This is a genomic window from Pseudomonas putida, assembly GCF_028682175.1.
GTDB classification, from domain to species: Bacteria; Pseudomonadota; Gammaproteobacteria; order Pseudomonadales; family Pseudomonadaceae; genus Aquipseudomonas; species Aquipseudomonas putida_AD.
In genome coordinates, this window is record NZ_JANHKS010000020.1 from 42,688 (window position 1) to 61,404 (window position 18,717).

19 protein-coding genes and 1 tRNA gene are annotated in these 18,717 nt (G+C 60.6%); 10 read left to right on the top strand and 10 right to left on the bottom strand.

The window, feature by feature from the left end:
* Positions 1–4: 4 nt before the first annotated feature.
* The 4 genes from NPS29_RS15545 to NPS29_RS15560 form a co-directional block, all read right to left on the bottom strand.
* On the bottom strand, positions 5–586 hold the full coding sequence (locus NPS29_RS15545; protein ID WP_274133626.1) for an SPOR domain-containing protein: 582 nt from the start codon (positions 584–586) through the stop codon (positions 5–7).
* 69 nt (positions 587–655) lie between these two features.
* A tRNA-Thr gene (locus tag NPS29_RS15550) sits at positions 656–731 on the bottom strand.
* Positions 732–756: 25 nt separating this feature from the next.
* Positions 757–2,184, bottom strand: a complete 1,428-nt coding sequence (locus tag NPS29_RS15555; protein WP_274133627.1) for an O-antigen ligase family protein — start codon at positions 2,182–2,184, stop codon at positions 757–759.
* Between the two features lie 69 nt (positions 2,185–2,253).
* Positions 2,254–2,649, bottom strand: coding sequence for a pilin (locus NPS29_RS15560; protein WP_274133628.1), 396 nt, complete (start codon positions 2,647–2,649; stop codon positions 2,254–2,256).
* Between the two features lie 225 nt (positions 2,650–2,874).
* Between NPS29_RS15560 and pilB the strand changes: the two genes are divergently transcribed.
* From pilB to yacG, 5 genes are read left to right on the top strand one after another with little or no spacing between them, the layout of a single operon-like run.
* Entirely contained in the window at positions 2,875–4,569 is a 1,695-nt protein-coding gene (gene pilB / locus NPS29_RS15565; RefSeq protein WP_274133629.1) for a type IV-A pilus assembly ATPase PilB, read from the top strand.
* Between the two features lie 2 nt (positions 4,570–4,571).
* A complete protein-coding gene (locus tag NPS29_RS15570) occupies positions 4,572–5,789 on the top strand; it encodes a type II secretion system F family protein (RefSeq protein WP_274133630.1) in 1,218 nt (405 codons plus the stop codon).
* A gap of 2 nt (positions 5,790–5,791) precedes the next feature.
* On the top strand, positions 5,792–6,664 hold the full coding sequence (locus tag NPS29_RS15575; RefSeq protein ID WP_274133631.1) for a prepilin peptidase: 873 nt from the start codon (positions 5,792–5,794) through the stop codon (positions 6,662–6,664).
* Positions 6,661–7,281, top strand: a complete 621-nt coding sequence (coaE, locus tag NPS29_RS15580) for a dephospho-CoA kinase (protein WP_274133632.1) — start codon at positions 6,661–6,663, stop codon at positions 7,279–7,281. Before NPS29_RS15575 ends, coaE begins: the two co-directional genes overlap by 4 nt.
* The gene (gene yacG, locus NPS29_RS15585) at positions 7,281–7,484 is read left to right on the top strand and encodes a DNA gyrase inhibitor YacG (RefSeq protein ID WP_274133633.1); all 204 of its coding nucleotides are present in this window, start codon (positions 7,281–7,283) and stop codon (positions 7,482–7,484) included. Before coaE ends, yacG begins: the two co-directional genes overlap by 1 nt.
* Before the next feature lie 27 nt (positions 7,485–7,511).
* On the opposite strand, the gene NPS29_RS15590 is transcribed toward yacG, so the two are convergent.
* The gene (locus NPS29_RS15590; RefSeq protein WP_274133634.1) at positions 7,512–8,198 is read right to left on the bottom strand and encodes an energy-coupling factor ABC transporter permease; all 687 of its coding nucleotides are present in this window, start codon (positions 8,196–8,198) and stop codon (positions 7,512–7,514) included.
* 217 nt (positions 8,199–8,415) lie between these two features.
* Here NPS29_RS15590 and NPS29_RS15595 point away from each other — a divergent pair, with 217 nt between their 5' ends.
* Positions 8,416–9,315, top strand: a complete 900-nt coding sequence (locus NPS29_RS15595; RefSeq protein ID WP_274133635.1) for a LysR family transcriptional regulator — start codon at positions 8,416–8,418, stop codon at positions 9,313–9,315.
* A gap of 102 nt (positions 9,316–9,417) precedes the next feature.
* Here the strand turns inward: NPS29_RS15595 and NPS29_RS15600 are convergent, their stop codons facing one another.
* The 4 genes from NPS29_RS15600 to NPS29_RS15615 form a co-directional block, all read right to left on the bottom strand.
* The gene (locus NPS29_RS15600; protein ID WP_274133636.1) at positions 9,418–10,371 is read right to left on the bottom strand and encodes a 2-hydroxyacid dehydrogenase; all 954 of its coding nucleotides are present in this window, start codon (positions 10,369–10,371) and stop codon (positions 9,418–9,420) included.
* A 31-nt stretch (positions 10,372–10,402) separates the two neighbouring features.
* Positions 10,403–11,167 carry an SDR family oxidoreductase gene (locus NPS29_RS15605; protein WP_274133637.1) on the bottom strand — a complete coding sequence of 255 codons (765 nt, stop codon included), beginning with the start codon at positions 11,165–11,167 and terminating at the stop codon, positions 10,403–10,405.
* Between the two features lie 30 nt (positions 11,168–11,197).
* The gene (locus NPS29_RS15610; RefSeq protein WP_274133638.1) at positions 11,198–11,893 is read right to left on the bottom strand and encodes a fumarylacetoacetate hydrolase family protein; all 696 of its coding nucleotides are present in this window, start codon (positions 11,891–11,893) and stop codon (positions 11,198–11,200) included.
* A 174-nt stretch (positions 11,894–12,067) separates the two neighbouring features.
* Entirely contained in the window at positions 12,068–13,411 is a 1,344-nt protein-coding gene (locus NPS29_RS15615; RefSeq protein ID WP_400781893.1) for an MFS transporter, read from the bottom strand.
* Between the two features lie 322 nt (positions 13,412–13,733).
* Between NPS29_RS15615 and NPS29_RS15620 the strand changes: the two genes are divergently transcribed.
* From NPS29_RS15620 to NPS29_RS15635, 4 genes are all read left to right on the top strand, one after another.
* Positions 13,734–14,636: a helix-turn-helix transcriptional regulator gene (locus NPS29_RS15620; protein ID WP_274133639.1), complete on the top strand. Its 903-nt coding sequence runs from the start codon at positions 13,734–13,736 to the stop codon at positions 14,634–14,636.
* Between the two features lie 159 nt (positions 14,637–14,795).
* A complete protein-coding gene (locus NPS29_RS15625) occupies positions 14,796–15,425 on the top strand; it encodes a DUF1780 domain-containing protein (protein ID WP_274133640.1) in 630 nt (209 codons plus the stop codon).
* Between the two features lie 145 nt (positions 15,426–15,570).
* Entirely contained in the window at positions 15,571–15,744 is a 174-nt protein-coding gene (locus tag NPS29_RS15630) for a DUF3094 family protein (RefSeq protein ID WP_092407524.1), read from the top strand.
* Positions 15,745–15,807: 63 nt separating this feature from the next.
* Entirely contained in the window at positions 15,808–17,106 is a 1,299-nt protein-coding gene (locus NPS29_RS15635; RefSeq protein ID WP_274133641.1) for an NAD(P)/FAD-dependent oxidoreductase, read from the top strand.
* A 206-nt stretch (positions 17,107–17,312) separates the two neighbouring features.
* Here the strand turns inward: NPS29_RS15635 and NPS29_RS15640 are convergent, their stop codons facing one another.
* Complete coding sequence (locus NPS29_RS15640; RefSeq protein ID WP_274133642.1) at positions 17,313–18,713, bottom strand: diguanylate cyclase domain-containing protein; 1,401 nt, start codon at positions 18,711–18,713, stop codon at positions 17,313–17,315.
* Positions 18,714–18,717 lie beyond the last annotated feature (4 nt).

Consider the following 18,717-nt stretch of genomic DNA (forward strand, 5'->3'; position numbering starts at 1 on the left):
TCATTTACTCAGGCACGGTCGTCCAGATGACATACCCTTCCATACCGTGAGCACGACGCAACGCCTTCACCGCCTTGCTGGCCTCCCACTGGGAGTTGAAGGGTCCGACCGTGACCTTGACCAGCCCCTCCTCCATCACCGAAAGGCCCATGGCTTTGATCTTGCCCACCACGTTGCCACGTGTCTGCGCCTTGCAAAACACATCCACACCCCAGCACTCGACACGCGCAGCCGCGCCAGCCACAGGATTACCCACCGCTTCGTAGCTGAAACAATGCGCGCATCGGGCGGTGTCCAGCGCCGTCTCGCCGCTGCAAAAACCACAGAAGCGCATGCCGGGTGAAGGCTTGCTTTCGCCTTTGAGCAGCAGAACGATCAGCACACAAAACAGATAAATCCCGCCCGCGATCAGGATTCCCGAAAACGGGAGCATGAGCAGCAGGAGCGGGACCGCAATGAGCAATGACACGACCCGAAGAAAGGTCTTGTGCCGTCTCGGCCAGGTCGGCGGTCCGTAAGTGCCGGCCTCCATATTGACCAGGCTCAACACCTTGGCTACTTCAACAAGAGCACCGATGATATCCATAGCCTTGCGGTTCAATTCCTTTGACGAGCGAGACAGCCGCAACGGCCGGGGGAGTGGCAAAAGATGAGATGGTGCCGAAAACAGGAATCGAACCTGCGACCTTCGCGTTACGAGTGCGCTGCTCTACCGACTGAGCTATTTCGGCGGGTGAGAAGAAAACTATCAGGACTCTAATGCGGCGGCAATGGTAAGTCAGCCTTGGTGGCGATCACCCCCTGCCGCCAGAAGCGAGGCAGATGGGTTCCCCCCAAATCGCGATCAAACTCGGCGCTGCGCGCGTCAAGGTTCGGAAAGTCGCGGGCCACTTCAAACACCAGCAAGCCGATGGAGAGCACCATCATGGCCATCCAGCCCTGACGCAGCCATGCAAGCCCCGGACCGCGTTCGATAGCCCCTCGGTGGAGGCCAATCAGCCATCCGACCACGATCGCCAGCCAGATCTGAGAATAAGGCATGACGATAACGCCATCGACCATCGATTGGGTCAGGGCACCCAGCAGGCTCGCGAGCAGGCAAATGCGCAACAGGTCTGCCTTTTCGTGGGAGGCAGCCCGCTCTCTTGCCAGCCGGATGGTTGCCCATATGCCACGAAACCCCAGCCCGCCCACCAGCAATGTGGAGGGAACGCCCCATTCACTTGCCCATTGCAGGATGGCCTGGTGCGGATGCGCCCCAACCAGGTTATGACTGTTGGCAAAGTGCATCGGCCCAAACCCCAGAATCGGCCGGCTCTTGATCATTTCCCAGGCCTGATCCCAGATGATCTCGCGTGCAGACAGCGTCACCGTGAGGCGACCACCGGCAGAGTTGACGAGCTTCACATGCAGAAGGTCGGACAGCAGGCTGAACAGCAACCCATAGAGGCAGAGACCTGCCAAGGCCGCCAGTATCTGCCACCGCACCCATTGGCGACCACTGAGGCCGCACTTTGAAATCACTGCCGCCGCGACAGCCATGCCCAGCCAGGTTCCCCGCGTACCGCCAACAATCGCGATCAGCCACCAACAGGCAAGCAAGGCGAAAATCGAGTGCCTGATGGGGCGCTTGAGGCCCGGCAACAATAAAGGGAGAGCCAACAGGGGCAGCGTCATCGTCTGGAACTGACCGTAGAACCTCCTGTTGGAAAAGCCTTCGATAAGCAGGTCGAGATCAAGTGTACCGGTAGAGGTCACGTAACCGGCCAGGGTGGAAGAAAAGAACTGCAAGACTTTGAGGGCGCAAAGCGCAATGACGAAACACACGAACGCATGATCGAGCGAAGCCTGTGCCTGTCGGCGAGCCTGCGCCACGTACAAGGCGATGGCGCAACAGGCGAATGCCAACGCGACTTCACAAAACGCCCAGTAAGGCTTGGCACTCAGCACGCACGAAAGAAACGCCAGGGCGACAATCAGGCCCAGGCCCCACCGGCATTCAGCGGGAACGGCTGCACGCCTGTCGGCGCTCACCAGCAAGAACACAACCGCAAGACACGCAACGCCTACCTGGAATAACCGCTGCCAGTCGTGATCATAAAAATGGGAGAAGACGATGGGCGTAAAGATCAGGGCTGCAATGATGGCTAGCCCTGTATTTTTATAGATGGCGCCGTCTTTCAAGTCGCAGACACTCGTAGGGATGTAATAAAAAAAGGCGCACGAGGCGCCTTTTCTAGATCCAGAAACCGATCAAGAGCCGGTGCAGGCACTTGGTGCAGCAGCTACAGGGGAAGCAGTACACGACCAGGTGATGCTTTGGCCGGTGCTAGTTGCAGTAGGCGTAGGTATGACTGGCTGCAGAGTCACGCTGACAGTCGGGTTAGTACGGCTAGCGGTCAGCGTGCCGCTAGCGCAAGTCTGGCCAGTCGCCAGGGTCATGTTGTTGCACAGCGCGGTGGACTGCAGACCGTTCGAGAAGTTTTCTGCCACACCCAATTTCGCCGAATCCAGCCCTGCGAGAAGTGCAGAGGCCTGCGCGCGCAGGGTATAGTTTTGGTAAGCCGGGATGGCAACAGCGGCGAGAATACCGATGATCGCAACCACGATCATCAGTTCGATAAGGGTAAAACCTTTTTGTGATTGCATAACGTACATCTCCGATCGTCAATTTGGTGCTGCGTCATGAGCATAGACGCATACGCCGTGCCAACTTCCACAACAACGTTTTTAATGCGCCTTGCCGCTGATTGAATGCTCTTGCCCGGCTGCCGGCGGCAAATAGTGACAAATATTGTCACTCTTGAAGCGCACATTTGGCAGCACCGCCCGACTAGGCTATAAACGGTCCAATGTCTGTGTCTGGTGGCTGTAATGACTGATGTCGTCTTAACCGGTTTGGCGAAACAACTCGTCCAGGCCGAACTGCTCAATGAAAAATCTGCCCAACAGGCCTACCAGCAGGCACGGCGCGACAAGGTTTCGCTGGTCAATTATCTGGTTCAGAACAAGCTGGTCAAAAGTCTGACTCTGGCCGAACTTGCGTCAGAGCAATTCGGCCTGCCGTTTCTCGACCTCAATACCCTGGATAAAGAAAGCCAGCCAAAAGGGCTGGTGAGCGAGAAACTGGTTCGCCAGCACTCCGCCCTGCCCCTGTGGCGCCGTGGCAACAAGTTGTTCGTCGGTGTATCGGACCCGACCAACCACCAGGCCATTACCGACATCCAGTTCAGCACCGGGCTCAATACCGAAGCCATTCTGGTCGAGGACGACAAACTCACCGCCGCCATCGACAAGTTTTTCGATACCCATACCGGAATGGGCGAGTTGGCGGATGTCGACCTGGGTCTTGAAATCGAGACGGTCGATGAAACCAAGGAGAACTCCATTGGCGGGCAGGACGCCGACGATGCCCCGGTGGTGCGCTTCGTCAACAAGATGCTCATGGACGCCATTCGCCTGGGCTCTTCGGACCTGCACTTCGAACCCTACGAAAAGATCTTTCGCGTGCGCCTGCGCACGGACGGGATTCTCCACGAAGTCGCCAAGCCGCCTACCCAACTGGCGGGCCGTATCGCGGCGCGCCTGAAAGTCATGGCCGGGCTGGATATTTCCGAGCGCCGCAAACCTCAGGACGGCCGGATCAAGCTGCGCATATCCAAGAACCGCTCGATCGACTTCCGGATCAACACCCTGCCGACGCTGTGGGGCGAGAAGATCGTCATGCGTATTCTTGACCCCACCAGTGCCCAGATGGGCATCGATGCCCTGGGCTACGAGCCTGAGCAGAAGGCCCTTTATCTGGACGCACTGAGCAAGCCGCAAGGCATGATTCTGGTGACCGGGCCCACGGGTTCCGGCAAAACCGTGTCCCTGTATACGGGCCTGAACATCCTGAATACCCCCGACATCAACATCTCGACCGCGGAAGACCCGGTGGAGATAAACCTTGAGGGCATCAACCAGGTCAACGTCAATCCGCGCCAGGGCATGGACTTTTCCCAGGCGCTGCGCGCGTTTCTGCGTCAGGACCCGGACGTGATCATGGTCGGTGAGATTCGTGACCTGGAAACCGCCGAGATCGCGATCAAGGCCTCGCAGACTGGCCACATGGTGCTCTCGACCCTGCACACCAACAGCGCAGCCGAAACCCTGACCCGCCTGCACCACATGGGCGTGGCGGCGTTCAACATCGCGACGGCCATCAACCTGATCATCGCCCAGCGTCTGGCCCGCAAGCTCTGCCCGCATTGCAAGAAAGAAGTCGACATTCCCAAGGACACGTTGATTGCAGAAGGTTTCCCCGAGTCGAAAATCGGCTCGTTCAAGCTTTACTCTCCCGTGGGCTGTGAACAATGCAACGCAGGCTACAAAGGCCGCGTGGGTATCTACGAAGTGGTGAAAAGCACCCCGGCACTCGAGCGGGTTATTATGGAAGAAGGCAACTCCATCGAGATTTCCGAGCAAATGCGCAAGGATGGGTTCAATGACCTGCGCACCTCAGGCCTGATGAAGGCCATGCAAGGCGTTACCAGCCTTGAGGAAATCAACCGCGTCACCAAGGACTGAGCATGGCGACCAAAGCAGTAAAAGTCGGCACCTACACTTGGGAAGGCCTGGACAAGAAAGGCACCAAAGTGACCGGGGAACTGACCGGCCACAACCCGGCGCTGATCAAGGCACAGTTGCGCAAGCAGGGTATCAACCCGACCAAAGTCAGAAAGAAAACCGCCTCGCTGTTCGGTTCCGGCAAAAAGATCAAACCGCTGGATATCGCGTTTTTCAGCCGCCAGATGGCGACCATGATGAAAGCCGGCGTGCCGTTGCTGCAGTCCTTCGACATCATCAGCGAGGGCTCGGCGAACCCGAACATGCGCAAGCTGGTCGATGACATCAAACAGGAAGTGGCAGCGGGACACAGTTTCGCCACTGCGCTGCGCCAGAAGCCGCAATACTTCGACGATCTGTTCTGCAACCTGGTCGATGCGGGTGAGCAGGCCGGTGCCCTGGAGTCGTTGCTCGATCGCGTGGCGACCTACAAGGAAAAGACCGAATCGCTGAAGTCGAAGATCAAGAAGGCCATGACCTACCCGATTGCGGTCGTCGTCGTCGCCTTCATCGTGACCGGCATTCTGTTGATCAAGGTGGTCCCACAGTTCCAGTCCGTCTTTGCCGGATTTGGCGCGAAACTGCCGGCCTTTACGCTGATGGTCATTGGCCTGTCCGAAGCGGTACAGAGCTACTGGTACATCTTTATTCTTGCGGTAGTGATTGCGATCGTCGCATTCAAGCGGGCCTATAAAGGCTCAGCGAAGTTTCGCGACCGAATGGACCGGATGATGCTGAAGATCCCGGTGATCGGTCCTCTGCTCTACAAGTCGGCGGTGGCGCGGTACGCGCGGACACTTGCCACAACGTTTGCCGCCGGCGTGCCATTGGTCGACGCACTGGATTCGGTGGCCGGGGCCACCGGCAACGTGGTATTCCGCAACGCCGTACAGAAGGTCAAACAGGACGTCTCCACCGGCATGCAGCTCAACTTTTCCATGCGCAGCACCGGCGTCTTCCCGATGCTTGCAGTGCAGATGACGGCCATTGGCGAAGAGTCAGGTGCACTGGACTCCATGCTCGACAAGGTCGCGACCTATTACGAGGAAGAAGTCGACACCATGGTCGACAGTCTCACCAGCCTGATGGAACCGATGATCATGGCCGTTCTGGGCGTTGTCGTCGGCGGCCTCGTTATCGCCATGTACCTCCCCATCTTCCAGCTCGGAAACGTCGTCTAGCCATGTCCCTCCCCGAACTCCTGGCCAGCTCCCCGCTGGCCTTTGTTTTATGCACCCTGGTTTTGGGCCTGCTCGTGGGCAGTTTCCTCAACGTGGTGGTTTACCGCCTGCCGAAGATGATGCTGCGTGACTGGAAGATCCAGGCGCGTGAAGTGCTGGAGCTGCCGCCTGAACCGCAGGCAGAAACCTTCAACCTGATCCTCCCCCACTCCCGCTGCCCGCACTGTTCGCACAGGATCCGCGCATGGGAAAACCTGCCGGTGGTGAGCTATCTGTTCCTGGGCGGCAAGTGCTCGAGCTGCAAGGCGCCTATCAGCAAGCGTTATCCGCTGGTAGAGCTGGCATGCGGGGTGATGTCGGCGTTCGTGGCCTGGCATTTCGGTTTTGGCTGGCAGGCGGGTGCGGTGCTGGTGTTGAGTTGGGGGTTGCTGTCGATGAGCCTGATCGACGCCGACCATCAGTTGCTGCCCGACGCCATCGTACTGCCACTGCTGTGGCTGGGGCTGATCGTCAATGGGTTCGGCCTGTTCGCGACCCTGACTGACGCGCTGTGGGGCGCGGTGGCGGGTTATCTGGTGCTGTGGGCGGTGTTCTGGGTGTTCAAGCTGCTCACCGGCAAGGACGGCATGGGTTACGGCGACTTCAAGCTGCTGGCCATGCTCGGCGCCTGGGGTGGCTGGCAGATCCTGCCGCTGACGATCATGTTGTCGTCGATTGTCGGGGCGGTGCTGGGGCTGATTTTGCTGCGCGTTCGCAATGTCCAGACCAGCACGCCGATCCCCTTCGGGCCTTATCTGGCCATTGCGGGCTGGATCGCATTGCTCTGGGGTGCTCAAATAACCACTTCGTATTTGCAGATCGCCGGTTTCAGATGACCTCTCACGCAACAAATCCCTGGATTCTGGGCCTGACGGGCGGCATTGGCAGTGGCAAGAGCGCCGCTGCGCAGTGTTTCGTCGATTTGGGCGTACACCTGGTCGATGCCGACAACGCCGCGCGTTGGGTGGTCGAGCCCGGGCGCCCTGCCCTGGCACGGATCGCCGAGCACTTCGGCGCGGGCGTACTGCAGGCCGATGGCAGGCTGAACCGGGCGGCCTTGCGCGAGCTGATCTTCAAGGACCCGCAGCAGCGGGCCTGGCTCGAGGGCTTGCTGCATCCGTTGATTCGCGAAGAGATTCGCGACTACCTGGCCCGCGCCGAATCACCCTATGCGATCCTGGTGTCGCCGCTGTTGCTGGAAACCACTCAGCACCAGATGGTTCAGCGAGTGCTGGTGATCGATGTGCCAGAGGCGTTGCAAATCGAGCGCACGGTGCTGCGCGACAAGACCAACGAAGAGCAGGTCCGGGCGATCCTCAAGGCCCAGACCACCCGCGAGCATCGCCTGAGCCAGGCTGACGATGTCATCGTCAATGACCGTGACCCTGCGTGGCTGAAAAGCGAGGTCGAGCGCCTGCATCACTTTTATCTAACTTTGCGTGGAGGCCAATGATGAGCCAACCAATGACCGTCAATTGCCCAACCTGCGGAGCGCCTGTGGAATGGACGCCAGCGAGCAAGTTCCGGCCGTTCTGTTCCGACCGTTGCAAGCTGATCGACCTGGGCGCCTGGGCTGCTGAAGAGCATGCGATTCCGGTCGCGCCGGATGCCGAGGACGAGCTGTTTTCGGGTGAACTGGACCCGCGTCAGCATTGACCGGGCGTGGCACCTGATGCGTTGCCGTCAGGTGTCACCGTCATCGACCCAGGGTTCGGACAGATACCGCGAGCGGTTGAAGGTTTCCAGCCACTCGGGGCAGAACACCACCAACGCCGTCACGATCACGCCGTTGATGAACGCCTCGGGGAAGATGATCAGCCACAGGTAGCCGATGAAGTCCCCCAGCCACTCCGGCATGGCGAACAATCCACCCACCCATAGTAAACCCATCGCCAGCAGCAGACAGAGCAGCGCGGTCAGCGCTGCGGCGAAGAATCCGGAACAGAAGATGTAGGTAAAAGGACTCTTGGGCTGGGCGCGCTCGACCAACAGGCAGCAGGCTTCGGTCACCATGACCGGAATGCCCACCAGCAGCAGGCCGTTGACGCCCATCGACGCCATGTCCTGATGCCCCATCGACAGCATGCCCAACTGGGCCATCAACCCACCGACAATCGCCAGCGGCCAGTTCAGCAGCAGGGTCACGGCCGTCATGCCGATGAAGTGATAAGACACGCCGGTGTCGAAGTCGCGGCGCAGCAACCAGAGCAGAAACAGGGCGAACACCGTACCGAAGAACACGTGCTGGCGACGGGTGTCGGTGATCAGTTCGACCCACGGACAACGCCACAGCGCCCATGCAATGAGGGGAAGGTAGAGCATCCAGCCCAGGATCATGGTTTCGGGGGTGAGAACTTGTGCTCCGATCATGGCGACGACTTCTTTTTATGGGTTCGGATTAAGGGCAGCCTACACCTTTTGAAAAAGCCTGCGTGTCAAACCCGATAACACCGCAAAACCTCGGTTTATTCACCCTCGCAGCTGTAAGCAGATGTGTGTAGTGGCGCAAAGCCTTACCTTGGCCAGTTTCATTTTTGAGTATGAATCCATAGACTTGGCGCTCATTGTTTCCAGCCAAGAGACATCTATGGATCGCATCGAATGCATGCGCGCGTTCGTCGCCACGGTGGGCGCCAACGGTTTCGCCGCAGCCGCCCGCGCACTGGACGTGCCCCGCTCGAAAGTCAGCAAACAGATCCAGGCGCTGGAAGAAGCCATCGGCGTGCAATTGTTGCAACGTACTACACGCAGCCTGCATCTCACCGAAGCCGGCGCCGAGTACTACGACGCCTGTCGTGATGTCATCGCCTCGCTGGACGAAGCCGAACAGCGCGCCCGCACCGGAATGGGCGAGATCCGCGGCGTGCTGCGCGTCAACGCGCCGATGTCGTTTGGCCTGAGCCGGCTGGGGCCGTTGCTGCCGCGCTTCAACGAATTGCATCCCAATGTCGAGCTGCAGATTGTGCTCAGTGACCAGCAGGTCGATCCGGTGAAAGGCGGGTTTGATGTCACCATCCGGATTGCCAGCCTGCCCGACTCTTCCATGGTGGCCCGCTCCCTGGCACCGGCGCCACGGGTGATGGTTGCCTCGCCGGAGTATCTGGCCAGGCACGGCACGCCGCAGTCGCCCAAGGACCTGGCCAGCCATCAGTTCCTCAGCTACGGCTACCTGCAAAGCGGCATCAGCCTGCAACTGTGCAACGGCAAGGAAACCCAGCGCGTGACGGTCAGCGGCCCGCTTCACGCCAACAACGGGGATATCCTCGCGCAAGCGGCAGTGTCGGGGATGGGCATCGCGCTGCTGCCCAACTTCATCGTCGAAAGGGCTGTGGCCGATGGCCGGCTCAAGCCGGTGTTGTGCGAATGGCAGGCGCCGGCGATTTCGGTGAACGCGGTATATCCGTCGGCACGCCGTGTGCCGATGAAAACCCGCGCGTTCATTGATTTTCTGGTCGAGGAATTGGCGTTGGGGTCGGCGGGATTCTGACCCTATCCAGTACCCCACAAATCCCGTAGCAGTCCGGCTTGCCGGCGATAGCGATCTTGAGGGCGCCCCCGCCGGCAAGCCGGACTGCTACGGGTCGGCGTTTCACGCGACGGCGCCGACGGGCTCCTGGCCGTTCAATACCGCTGCCAGGCTGGCGAGCACCATGTGGCCCATACGCGTGCGCGTCTGCACGGTTGCGCTGGCGCGGTGGGGTTGCAGGATGACCGTTTCCAGCCCGAACAATGCCTCTGGCACGTGGGGCTCGTCGACGAATACGTCCAGTCCCGCACCGGCAATCGACCCGGACTCAAGAGCTGCGATCAGCGCGGGCTCGTTGACCAGGCTGCCACGGGCCACGTTGATCAGGTAACCCTCAGTCCCCAACGCCGCGAGCACATTGGCGTTGATGATGCCCTTGGCCTTGTCAGCCGCCGCCGCGACGATCAGCGCGTCGCTTTGACGAGCCAGTTCCACCAGATCGCTGACGAAGGTGTAGGGTACGTCGCTCATTTCGTTGAGGTCGGTGTAGCTGATCGGGCAGCCGAACGCCGCGGCGCGAGTGGCGACTGCGCGCCCTACCCGGCCCAGCCCGACGATGCCCACGCGCATGCCGCTGAACTGCCTTGCCAGAGGCAGCGGCACCAGCGGCGTCGACGTTCTGGCCCACTCCCCTGAGCGCACATATCGGTCGCCCGTGCCCAGGCCGCGGCAGGCCGAGATCAGCAAGCCGATGGCAAGGTCGGCGACGTCTTCGGTGAGCGCGCCGATGGTGGCAGTCACGCGGATGCCACGGTCCCGGGCATAGGCCAGATCGACCGCATCAGTGCCAACGCCGTTGACCGCGATCACTTCCACCTTGGGCAGTTGCTCCATGACAGCACGAGTGATGCCAGTGTGTCCGCCAGTGACCACACCACGAATGTTGGCGCCATGCTCACGCAGGTAGGCAGCTTTGTCGGTCTGCTGGAAGTACGGGCGCACGGTGTACAGCTCGTTCAGGCGCGCGTTGACTTCCGGGATCAGAATGGGGCTCAGTTGCAGGATTTCTGGTTTCATCGATGCCTCGCTCATATCGGTTCAGACAGGTTCAGCCACGGCCCACGAAAGGCATGTTGGTGGCCATCACGGTCATGTTCAGGACGTTGGCCGACAGCGGCAGCGCCGAGATGTAACGCACGGCATCGGCGATGTGCTTGACGTCGATCATAGGCTCGACCGCGGTCGTGCCGTTGGCCTGGCGCACGCCTTTGGTCATGCGCACCGACAGCTCGGTGAGCGCGTTGCCGATGTCGATCTGGCTGCAGGCGATATTGAACTCGCGGCCATCCAGCGCCAGGCTTTTGGTCAGGCCCAGCACGGCGTGTTTGCTGGCGGTATAAGGCGCGGTGAACGGACGAGGCACGTGGGCCGAAATCGAACCGTTGTTGATGATCCGGCCACCCTGAGGCGACTGCTTGCGCATCAGGCCGAAGGCGCCACGGCTGCACAGGAAAACCCCGGTGACGTTGGTGTCGATCACGCTCAGCCACTTTTCCACCGGCAGCTCGTCCATCGGCACCGCAGGGGCATTGACGCCTGCGTTGTTGAACACCACATCGAGCCGGCCGTAGACCTCCTCGATGGTCGCAAACAGGCGGTCGACACTGGCCGGATCGCGAACATCGGTGGACACCGCCAGCGCCTCGCCGCCCTGCTCGCGAGCCAGTGCGACCAGCTCTTCCAGCGGCTCGATGCGACGCCCGGTTACCACTACCTTGTAGCCGTCTTCCAGGAGGCCCAACGCCACGGCACGACCGATACCGCTGCCTGCGCCGGTGACCAGAGCGATTTTCGAGAGAGATTGTTCTGTCATTGTTGTTCTCCTTTTGCCTGTGGGAATGGGTCAGGCTGCGCGACGGCTGCCGACCCGAACTTCGAATGTGCCAATACCGTCGATACCGCCCTGGATGACGTCGCCCTCTTGCAGGGACGCGACGCCAGGCGGCGTGCCGGTCATGACCAGGTCGCCCGCGCGCAGGCCGACCGAATGAGAGAGCTGGCTGACGATCTCGGCCACCGACCAGATCTGGCTTTCAAGGTCCGAACGCTGGCGCTCGACGCCGTTGACGCTGAGCCAGATCGCGCCTTGCCGCGGATGGCCATGGACTTGCACCGAGCGGATTGGGGTGATCGGCGCGGAGCCGTCGAACGCCTTGGCCGGCTCCCACGGGTTGCCAACCGCCTTGGCCGCCATCTGCAGATCACGGCGGGTCAGGTCCAGGCCTGCGGCATAGCCCCAGACGTGTTCAAGGGCTTGGGCTTCACTGATCTGAAACCCGTCTTTGCCGATGGCCACCACCAGTTCGATTTCATGGCAGAACTGGTCGGTCTGGGAGGGAAACCCCAGCTCTCCGGTGGCATCGATCACCGAAGTGGCAGGCTTCATGAAAAACGCCGGCACTTCCCGGGCGGCATTCAGCGAATCGCCCCAGTGATAGTTGCGCCCCAGGCAAAACACCCGGGCAACGGGAAAGCGCGCGTCGCTGTCGGCAACCGGCAGGCTGGAAGTGCGCAGGGGTTCGAATACGAAGTTGTTCATGGGTGTTCCTTGGGGGCCCGTTTCATCCAGAGACTACGGGATGCAAACGGGTGAAAGTTGGACAAAACCGTGTTCGCGCTGGACTAAAAAACTCAATGTCGAGGGCAGAAAAAAGGCGCACTCACGTACGCCTTTGCCCAATTCGGCAGAAAGTCACACACACATTCTCAAGACTCAGCGAGCCTTCAATTCAATGCGATAAATGCGCCCCAGCAGCAGTGAATACGACAGCGAACCCATGCACGCCAGACCGCCGATGAACCAGAACGCCCAGGCGAAACCACCGGTTACATGCAGGATCTGACCGATGACGATGGGGGTGACGATGCCGCCAATGTTCGCTGCCAGGCTGGTGACGCCACCGGTCAGGCCGATCAGCTGTTTCGGGGCGATTTCAGACACTGCGGCCCACGAAGCCGAAGCGATGCCTTGCGCGAAGAATGCAATGGTCAACAGCGCGATGCACACCGTGTTGGAGTCGGTGAAGTTCACCAGCATGATCGACATGCCCAGCGCCGAGCCCACCACCAGCGGCAATTTGCGAGCGAAGGACAGCGAAACACCGCGCCGGATCAGCCAGTCGGACACGATACCCGCCAACAACACCCCCACCGTGGCGCCGATGAATGGCAACACCGCGAAGATGCCGACTTTGACCATGGTCAGATGACGCTCTTCGATCAGGTAGGTGGGGAACCACGTCAGGAAGAAATACAGCACCGAGGTATTGGCGAATTTGCCGATGCAGATAGCCCAGACCTGACGATATTGAAACAGCTCGGCGATCTGCGCCCATTTGAATTTGTTCTTGTCCTGGCTGCTTTTGACCAGGCCGCCGCCCGCCTCGATGTATTCGAGTTCCTCCTTGCTGACCTTCTTGCAGTTCAGCGGATCGCGGTACAGGTAAAGCCAGGCGATACCAAACAGGATGCCGACGATACCGGTGCTATAGAACACGTGGCGCCAGTCGTAGGTCGTCGCCAGCCACAGCAACAGGCCAGTAAACAACGCCGTGCCCAGGTACTGGCCGCAGACGTAGATACTGCTGGCCATGCCCCGCTCACGGGCCGGAAACCAGACCGTCACCGCGCGGCTGTTGGCCGGAAATGCAGGCGCTTCCATCGCGCCAACGGCCAGACGAAGACCAAACAGCGAGGCAAAGCCGCCCGCCAGCCCTTGGCACACGGTGACCGCCGACCAGGAAATCAGCGACACACCATAGGTCAGGCGCGATCCGAAGCGGTCGGCGATAAATCCTGCGGGCACCAGGGCGAAGGCGTAGGTCCAGGCGAATGCGGAGAAGATCAGGCCCATCTGGACCTTATCCAGTCCCAGGTCCTTGGCCATGAATGGCGCGGCGATGGAGATGTTGACCCGGTCCACATAGTTGATGATCGTCGCGATCAGCAGCAGCGAGAGCATGAACCAGCGCCGGTGGGTGGTCGGGCGGGCGGGAGCGGCGGCTTTTGGAGCGGCCACGACCGCATCCATCGCCTGAATGTCAGGGTTGCTCGACATGAGAATTCCTCGTTGTTTTTATTGGAATCGAGTGATGAAGCGCCCCTTTAACTTATCGTACGACTGGTTTTAAACAAGACGCCGCTTAGAACGTTTTTAAATTTCAGAGATGGCGGCTTATTGTTTGTCCAAGAAATTTCTGAAGGACAAAGCGCGGCTGAAAGCTTGAAATTTCGCTCGCAAACACCGTGCTAGAGCCGTTTTTAGTGGCTTAGGTGAAAGTGGATTTTTTGGACAGAAAATCCTGACGGTGTCAAAAGAAAGGTTTGAAGGAAGTCATAGGACAACCGACAATGCATCCAGAACAACGAGGAACCGCACGATGGATTCAGCGACCCGCGCCCCCACCTATGGCATGCAGCAACGCAGCGAGCGCCCGGACTTCTACATCCGTGGCAAGACCGAAGGCAAGCCGGAAACCGCGCCCCATCGCCATGAGTATTTTCAGATCCAGATCAACCTGGGCGGCGATACGGTGCAGCACATCGGCGGCGTGGTTCGGCCCTTTCCGCGCAATACGCTGGCGTTCATCCTGCCGCACAAACTGCATCTGATCCCTCATCCGCCGGAAGGCAACTTCCTGCTCATCAACTTTGCCCAGACTTTCCTGCTGCCGCAGTTGCAGTGCGACCCGCTGGATCTGGAAGACGTCGCCATCGCGCTGGCGCCGGAGCTGTCGCCGTTTCGCTTTCAGGAGCATCTGGACTTCACCCTGGACGCCGAGCAATTCGCCGAAATCGAGCGCTTGCTCGACCGCATGCGCAGACTCGATCAGAACCGCCAGTTCGGCACTCGGGAAATCCTCAAGGGTTGCCTGTTGCAATTGATCGGCACGGTCTGCGAACTCTATGCCGAACCGATCAAACTCATGGCCGACGACAATGCCGCCGAGCGCAGCCGGCGTGACGCCCTGGGGCGGATGTCCGAGTACGTGCGCAAGAACCTCAGTGACCCGGATTTGAGCCTGAAGAAAGCCGCGTCTGCGGCGTTTCTCTCCCCCAATTACCTGACCCACTGGCTGAGCAAGGAAGTGGGCAAGACCTTCAGCGAACTGGTGCTGGAGCGACGCATGCACCTGGCGCGCACGCTGCTGCTCAATGGCAGCAAGCCTGTGGGAGAGGTCGCAAGGTTGTGCGGATTTGCCGATGAGGCCTACTTCTCCAGGCGCTTTCGCCACGCCCACGGGATGCCACCTGGGCAATTCCGCAAGCAACGCGACCTGTAAATCACGAACACGGACCTGTAGGAGTGAGCTTGCTCGCGATTGCGGTGTGTCAGACACATCGATGCTTGCTGACCCACCGCTATCGCGAGCAAGCTCACTCCTACAGGGATGTGCTGAATTTAGGTTCCATCTTCACGCCAGAGCGCTAAGCTCTTCCTCATGGATGACTCCGATTACCTGCGTCTGTTGACGATCCAGGCCGAGCAGGCCAACACCTTCCTGTCCAACGCGCGTAAATGGGAGCGCGAGCGCTGGGTGTGCCAGCGTTTGCTGCAGGGCCTGAACATCCCTCATCGCAACGAAGACTTCCTGCCAGCCGGCCAGGAACCCCCGGACGTGTTGTTTCGCGATGCCTGTTTCGAGGTGTTCTTCGTGCTCGATGAGGGTCGCAGGCTCAACGACGAATGGCGCGAAGAGCTGCAGCGTCGGCGCAGTGCGTTTTCCCTGAGTCAATTGGTACGCCGCGAGGCCAAGCCCAAGCGTATTCCGGCCTCGGACCTGTTGCGGCGCCTGGGCCCGACCCTGCGCAAGAAGGCCCACAACTACAAGGAACGCGGCCTGGACCTGAGCGAGCTGGACATCATCGCCTTCGCCAGCCTCAAGCGCGAAGTGCTGGACCTGAACAGCCATTTCCCCCCGCCCACCGAGTACCTGCGCCAGGGCTGGCGTTCGCTGTCGCTGGTGGGGCCGACCTTCGCCCGCGTGCTGTTCGCCCACCCCGATGCACCGGATTTTCTGCGGACCAACCTGGGGCGCAGCGTGGTGTTCGATGTGGGCATCAGCCTGTGATGGCGGATTTCCCGTGCGAATGTTACAAAGCGGAATCCGACGCGAAATCTGCTGTATCGAAAAGCCGCAGCAGGGCGTCAACGAATGTAATGCTTTGCACGACGCCAGCGTTTGACGTCGGTCAATTGTTCATGACGAGGCTCATATGACAAGCCGCCTGAACCCCGAAGACCAAAAGCGTGTCGAAGAGTACCTTCGCGCGCCCCAGCACCAAGTCGAGCGCCGGCCTTTTCGGCCCTGGCTGCTCCTTGTGGTGGTGCTTGCGGTGGTGATCGGGCTGGGCTTGCTGAGCCGCCTGCTGAGCTATCTGACGCTATGAGCTGCCTTGCGCTCGCGCAGATTGCGCCCAAAGAGAATTCCTTAAGCCTTATGAGATATCCCCATGACTCATCGTATCGTGATCGTCGGCGGAGGCGCTGGTGGTCTGGAGCTGGCTACCCGCCTGGGTAAAACCCTGGGCAAGAAAGGCACGGCCAGCGTCACGCTGGTGGACGCCAATCTGACGCACATCTGGAAACCGCTGCTGCACGAAGTGGCCGCAGGTTCGCTCAACTCCTACGAGGACGAGCTGAACTACGTGGCGCAGGCCAAGTGGAATCATTTCCAGTTCCAGTTGGGCCGCATGACGGGGCTGGATCGCGAGCACAAGCAGATCCACCTGGCGGCCACGCTGGATGAAAACGGCGACGAACTGGTTCCGGCGCGCAGCCTGGATTACGACTCGCTGGTGATTTCGGTCGGCAGCACCACCAATGATTTCGGCACCAAGGGTGCGGCCGAACACTGCCTGTTCCTGGACACGCGCAAGCAGGCCGAGCGCTTCCATCAGCAACTGCTCAATCGCTACCTGCGCGCCCACGCAAGCGAGCTGGCGGCCACTGAAGAAATCAACGTGGCCATCGTCGGCGCCGGTGCGACCGGGGTCGAGCTTGCCGCCGAACTGCACAACGCCGCCCACGAACTGGCCGCCTACGGGCTGGGCCAGATCAAGCCCGAGAACCTGCGCATCACTGTGATCGAAGCGGGCCCTCGCGTGTTGCCAGCGCTGCCTGAGCGTATTGGCGGGCCAGTGCACAAGACCCTGGAGAAGCTGGGGGTCACGGTGCTGACCAACTCGGCGGTCAGCGAAGTGACGGCTGAAGGCCTGGTCACCAACACCGGCCAGTTGATTCCGGCGACGCTGAAGGTCTGGGCGGCGGGTATCCGCGCTCCGGCGTTTCTGGAAGGCATCGCCGGGCTTGAGACCAACCGCATCAATCAGTTGCAGGTGCGCCCGACGCTGCAAACCACTCGCGATGACAACATCTTCGCCTTCGGCGATTGCGCCGCCTGCCCGCAAAAAGGCACCGACCGCAACGTGCCACCACGGGCCCAGGCCGCGCACCAACAGGCGTCCCTGCTGGTGAAATCGCTGAAGCTGCGGATCGAGGGCGGCGAGTTGCCGGAGTACAGCTACAAGGACTACGGCTCGCTGATTTCGCTGTCGAAGTTCTCGGCGGTGGGTAACCTGATGGGCAACCTGACCGGCAGCGTCATGCTCGAGGGCTGGCTGGCGCGGATGTTCTACGTCTCGCTGTACCGCATGCACCAGATGGCGTTGTACGGCACGTTCCGCACCTTGATGCTGATGCTCGGCAGCCGGATCGGACGCGGCACCGAGCCGCGGATGAAGCTGCACTGATATAGATGCTTGGGTAGCAGCACGGCTTGCCGGCGGGGGCGCCTTCGAAATCGCTCCCGCCGGCAAGCCGTGCTGCTACGGGGCCAGTGCAACATCCCTGTGGGAGCGGGCTTGCCCGCGATTGCGTCAAGTCAGCCGGCCACGATGCAGTGAGTGCCATTGCCTTCGCGGGCAAGCCCGCTCCCACAGGTATTCATGCAGGCGAACTACGGCATTACCCGCCCTTTGCCCAGATGCTTGGCCTTGTACATCCACCGGTCGGCCTCGCGCATCAGTTCGTCCTGCTCCTTGCCGGAGCCGGGTTCGTACATCGCGAACCCCACGCTGGCATTGCTGCGGATCACGTCGCCCTTGATGATGATCGGCTCGCCAATGGCCGCCAGCAGTTTCTTCGCGACTTCCCGCGCTTCATCCGCACCCGGCACGATCCCTTCGAGAATCACGATGAACTCGTCTCCCGCCAGACGCACCAGGCTGTCGGTCCGTCGCACGCAGCTTTGCAGGCGCACGGCGATGGTACGCAGCAAGTCATCCCCCGCATCGTGGCCGTAGGTGTCGTTGATCCCTTTGAAACCATCCAGATCGATGAACATCAGCGCCATTTGCAGCATCGAGCGGTCGGCACGGGCCTGGGCGATCGGCAGCAGCGCCTCCAGCGCACGGCGGTTGTACAGCCCGGTGAGCGCATCATGCCGGGCTTCCTGCTCGAGCTCCTTGCGCGCCTGAATGTTCTGGATGATGGAGATGAAGTATTCCAGATCCCCTTCGCCTGACAGCTTCTTGGTCACGCTCAGGTTGACCCACACCGAATTGCCGTCCTTGCGCAGGTAGCGCTTTTCCATCTGGTAATGATCGATCTTGCTGTCGATCAACTGCTGCAGATGCTCCATGTCGGTGTTCAGGTCGTCGGGGTGGGTGATGTCCTGAAAAGTCAGCAGTTCAAGCTCCGCTGCGCTGTAGCCGATGATTTCGCACAGCGCGCGGTTGACGTTGATCCAGCCACCATCGGGCGCGACCAGGGCGATGCCCACCGACGCCAGTTCGAACATCGAGCGATAGCCGGCCTCACTGGCGCGGAACAGCGCCTCGGAGCGGTTGCGCTGCCTGCGCGCCAGCATCAGGTTTTCCCGCAGTTGCACCTCGCGGCTGACGATGTCGGCCAGGTCACGCAGGGTGTCGATTTCTTCCTGGGTCAGTTGCCGGGGCCGCTCGTCGATGGCGCACAGGGTGCCCACGGCAAAGCCCTTGCTGGTGCGGATCGGCACGCCGGCATAGAAGCGGATGTGCGGCGCGCCGGTCACCAACTGGTTATCGCGAAAACGGTCGTCTTCGGCGGCGTCCGGTATCACCAACGGGGAGGTTTGCAGGATGGCGTGGGCGCAGAAGGCCATTTCCCGAGGCGTCTCGCTGGCCTCCAGCCCTTCGCGGGATTTGAACCACTGGCGGTCTTCATCCACCAGCGAAACCAGGGCAATGGGCACGTCGAGCACACGGGCGACCAGGCGGGTGATGCGGTCCAGCGAGGCCTCCGCTGGCGTGTCGAGGATTTCAAGATTGCGAAGCGCTTCGAGGCGCTCTGTTTCGTATGGAGGAGTGGGCGCTTTCATATAT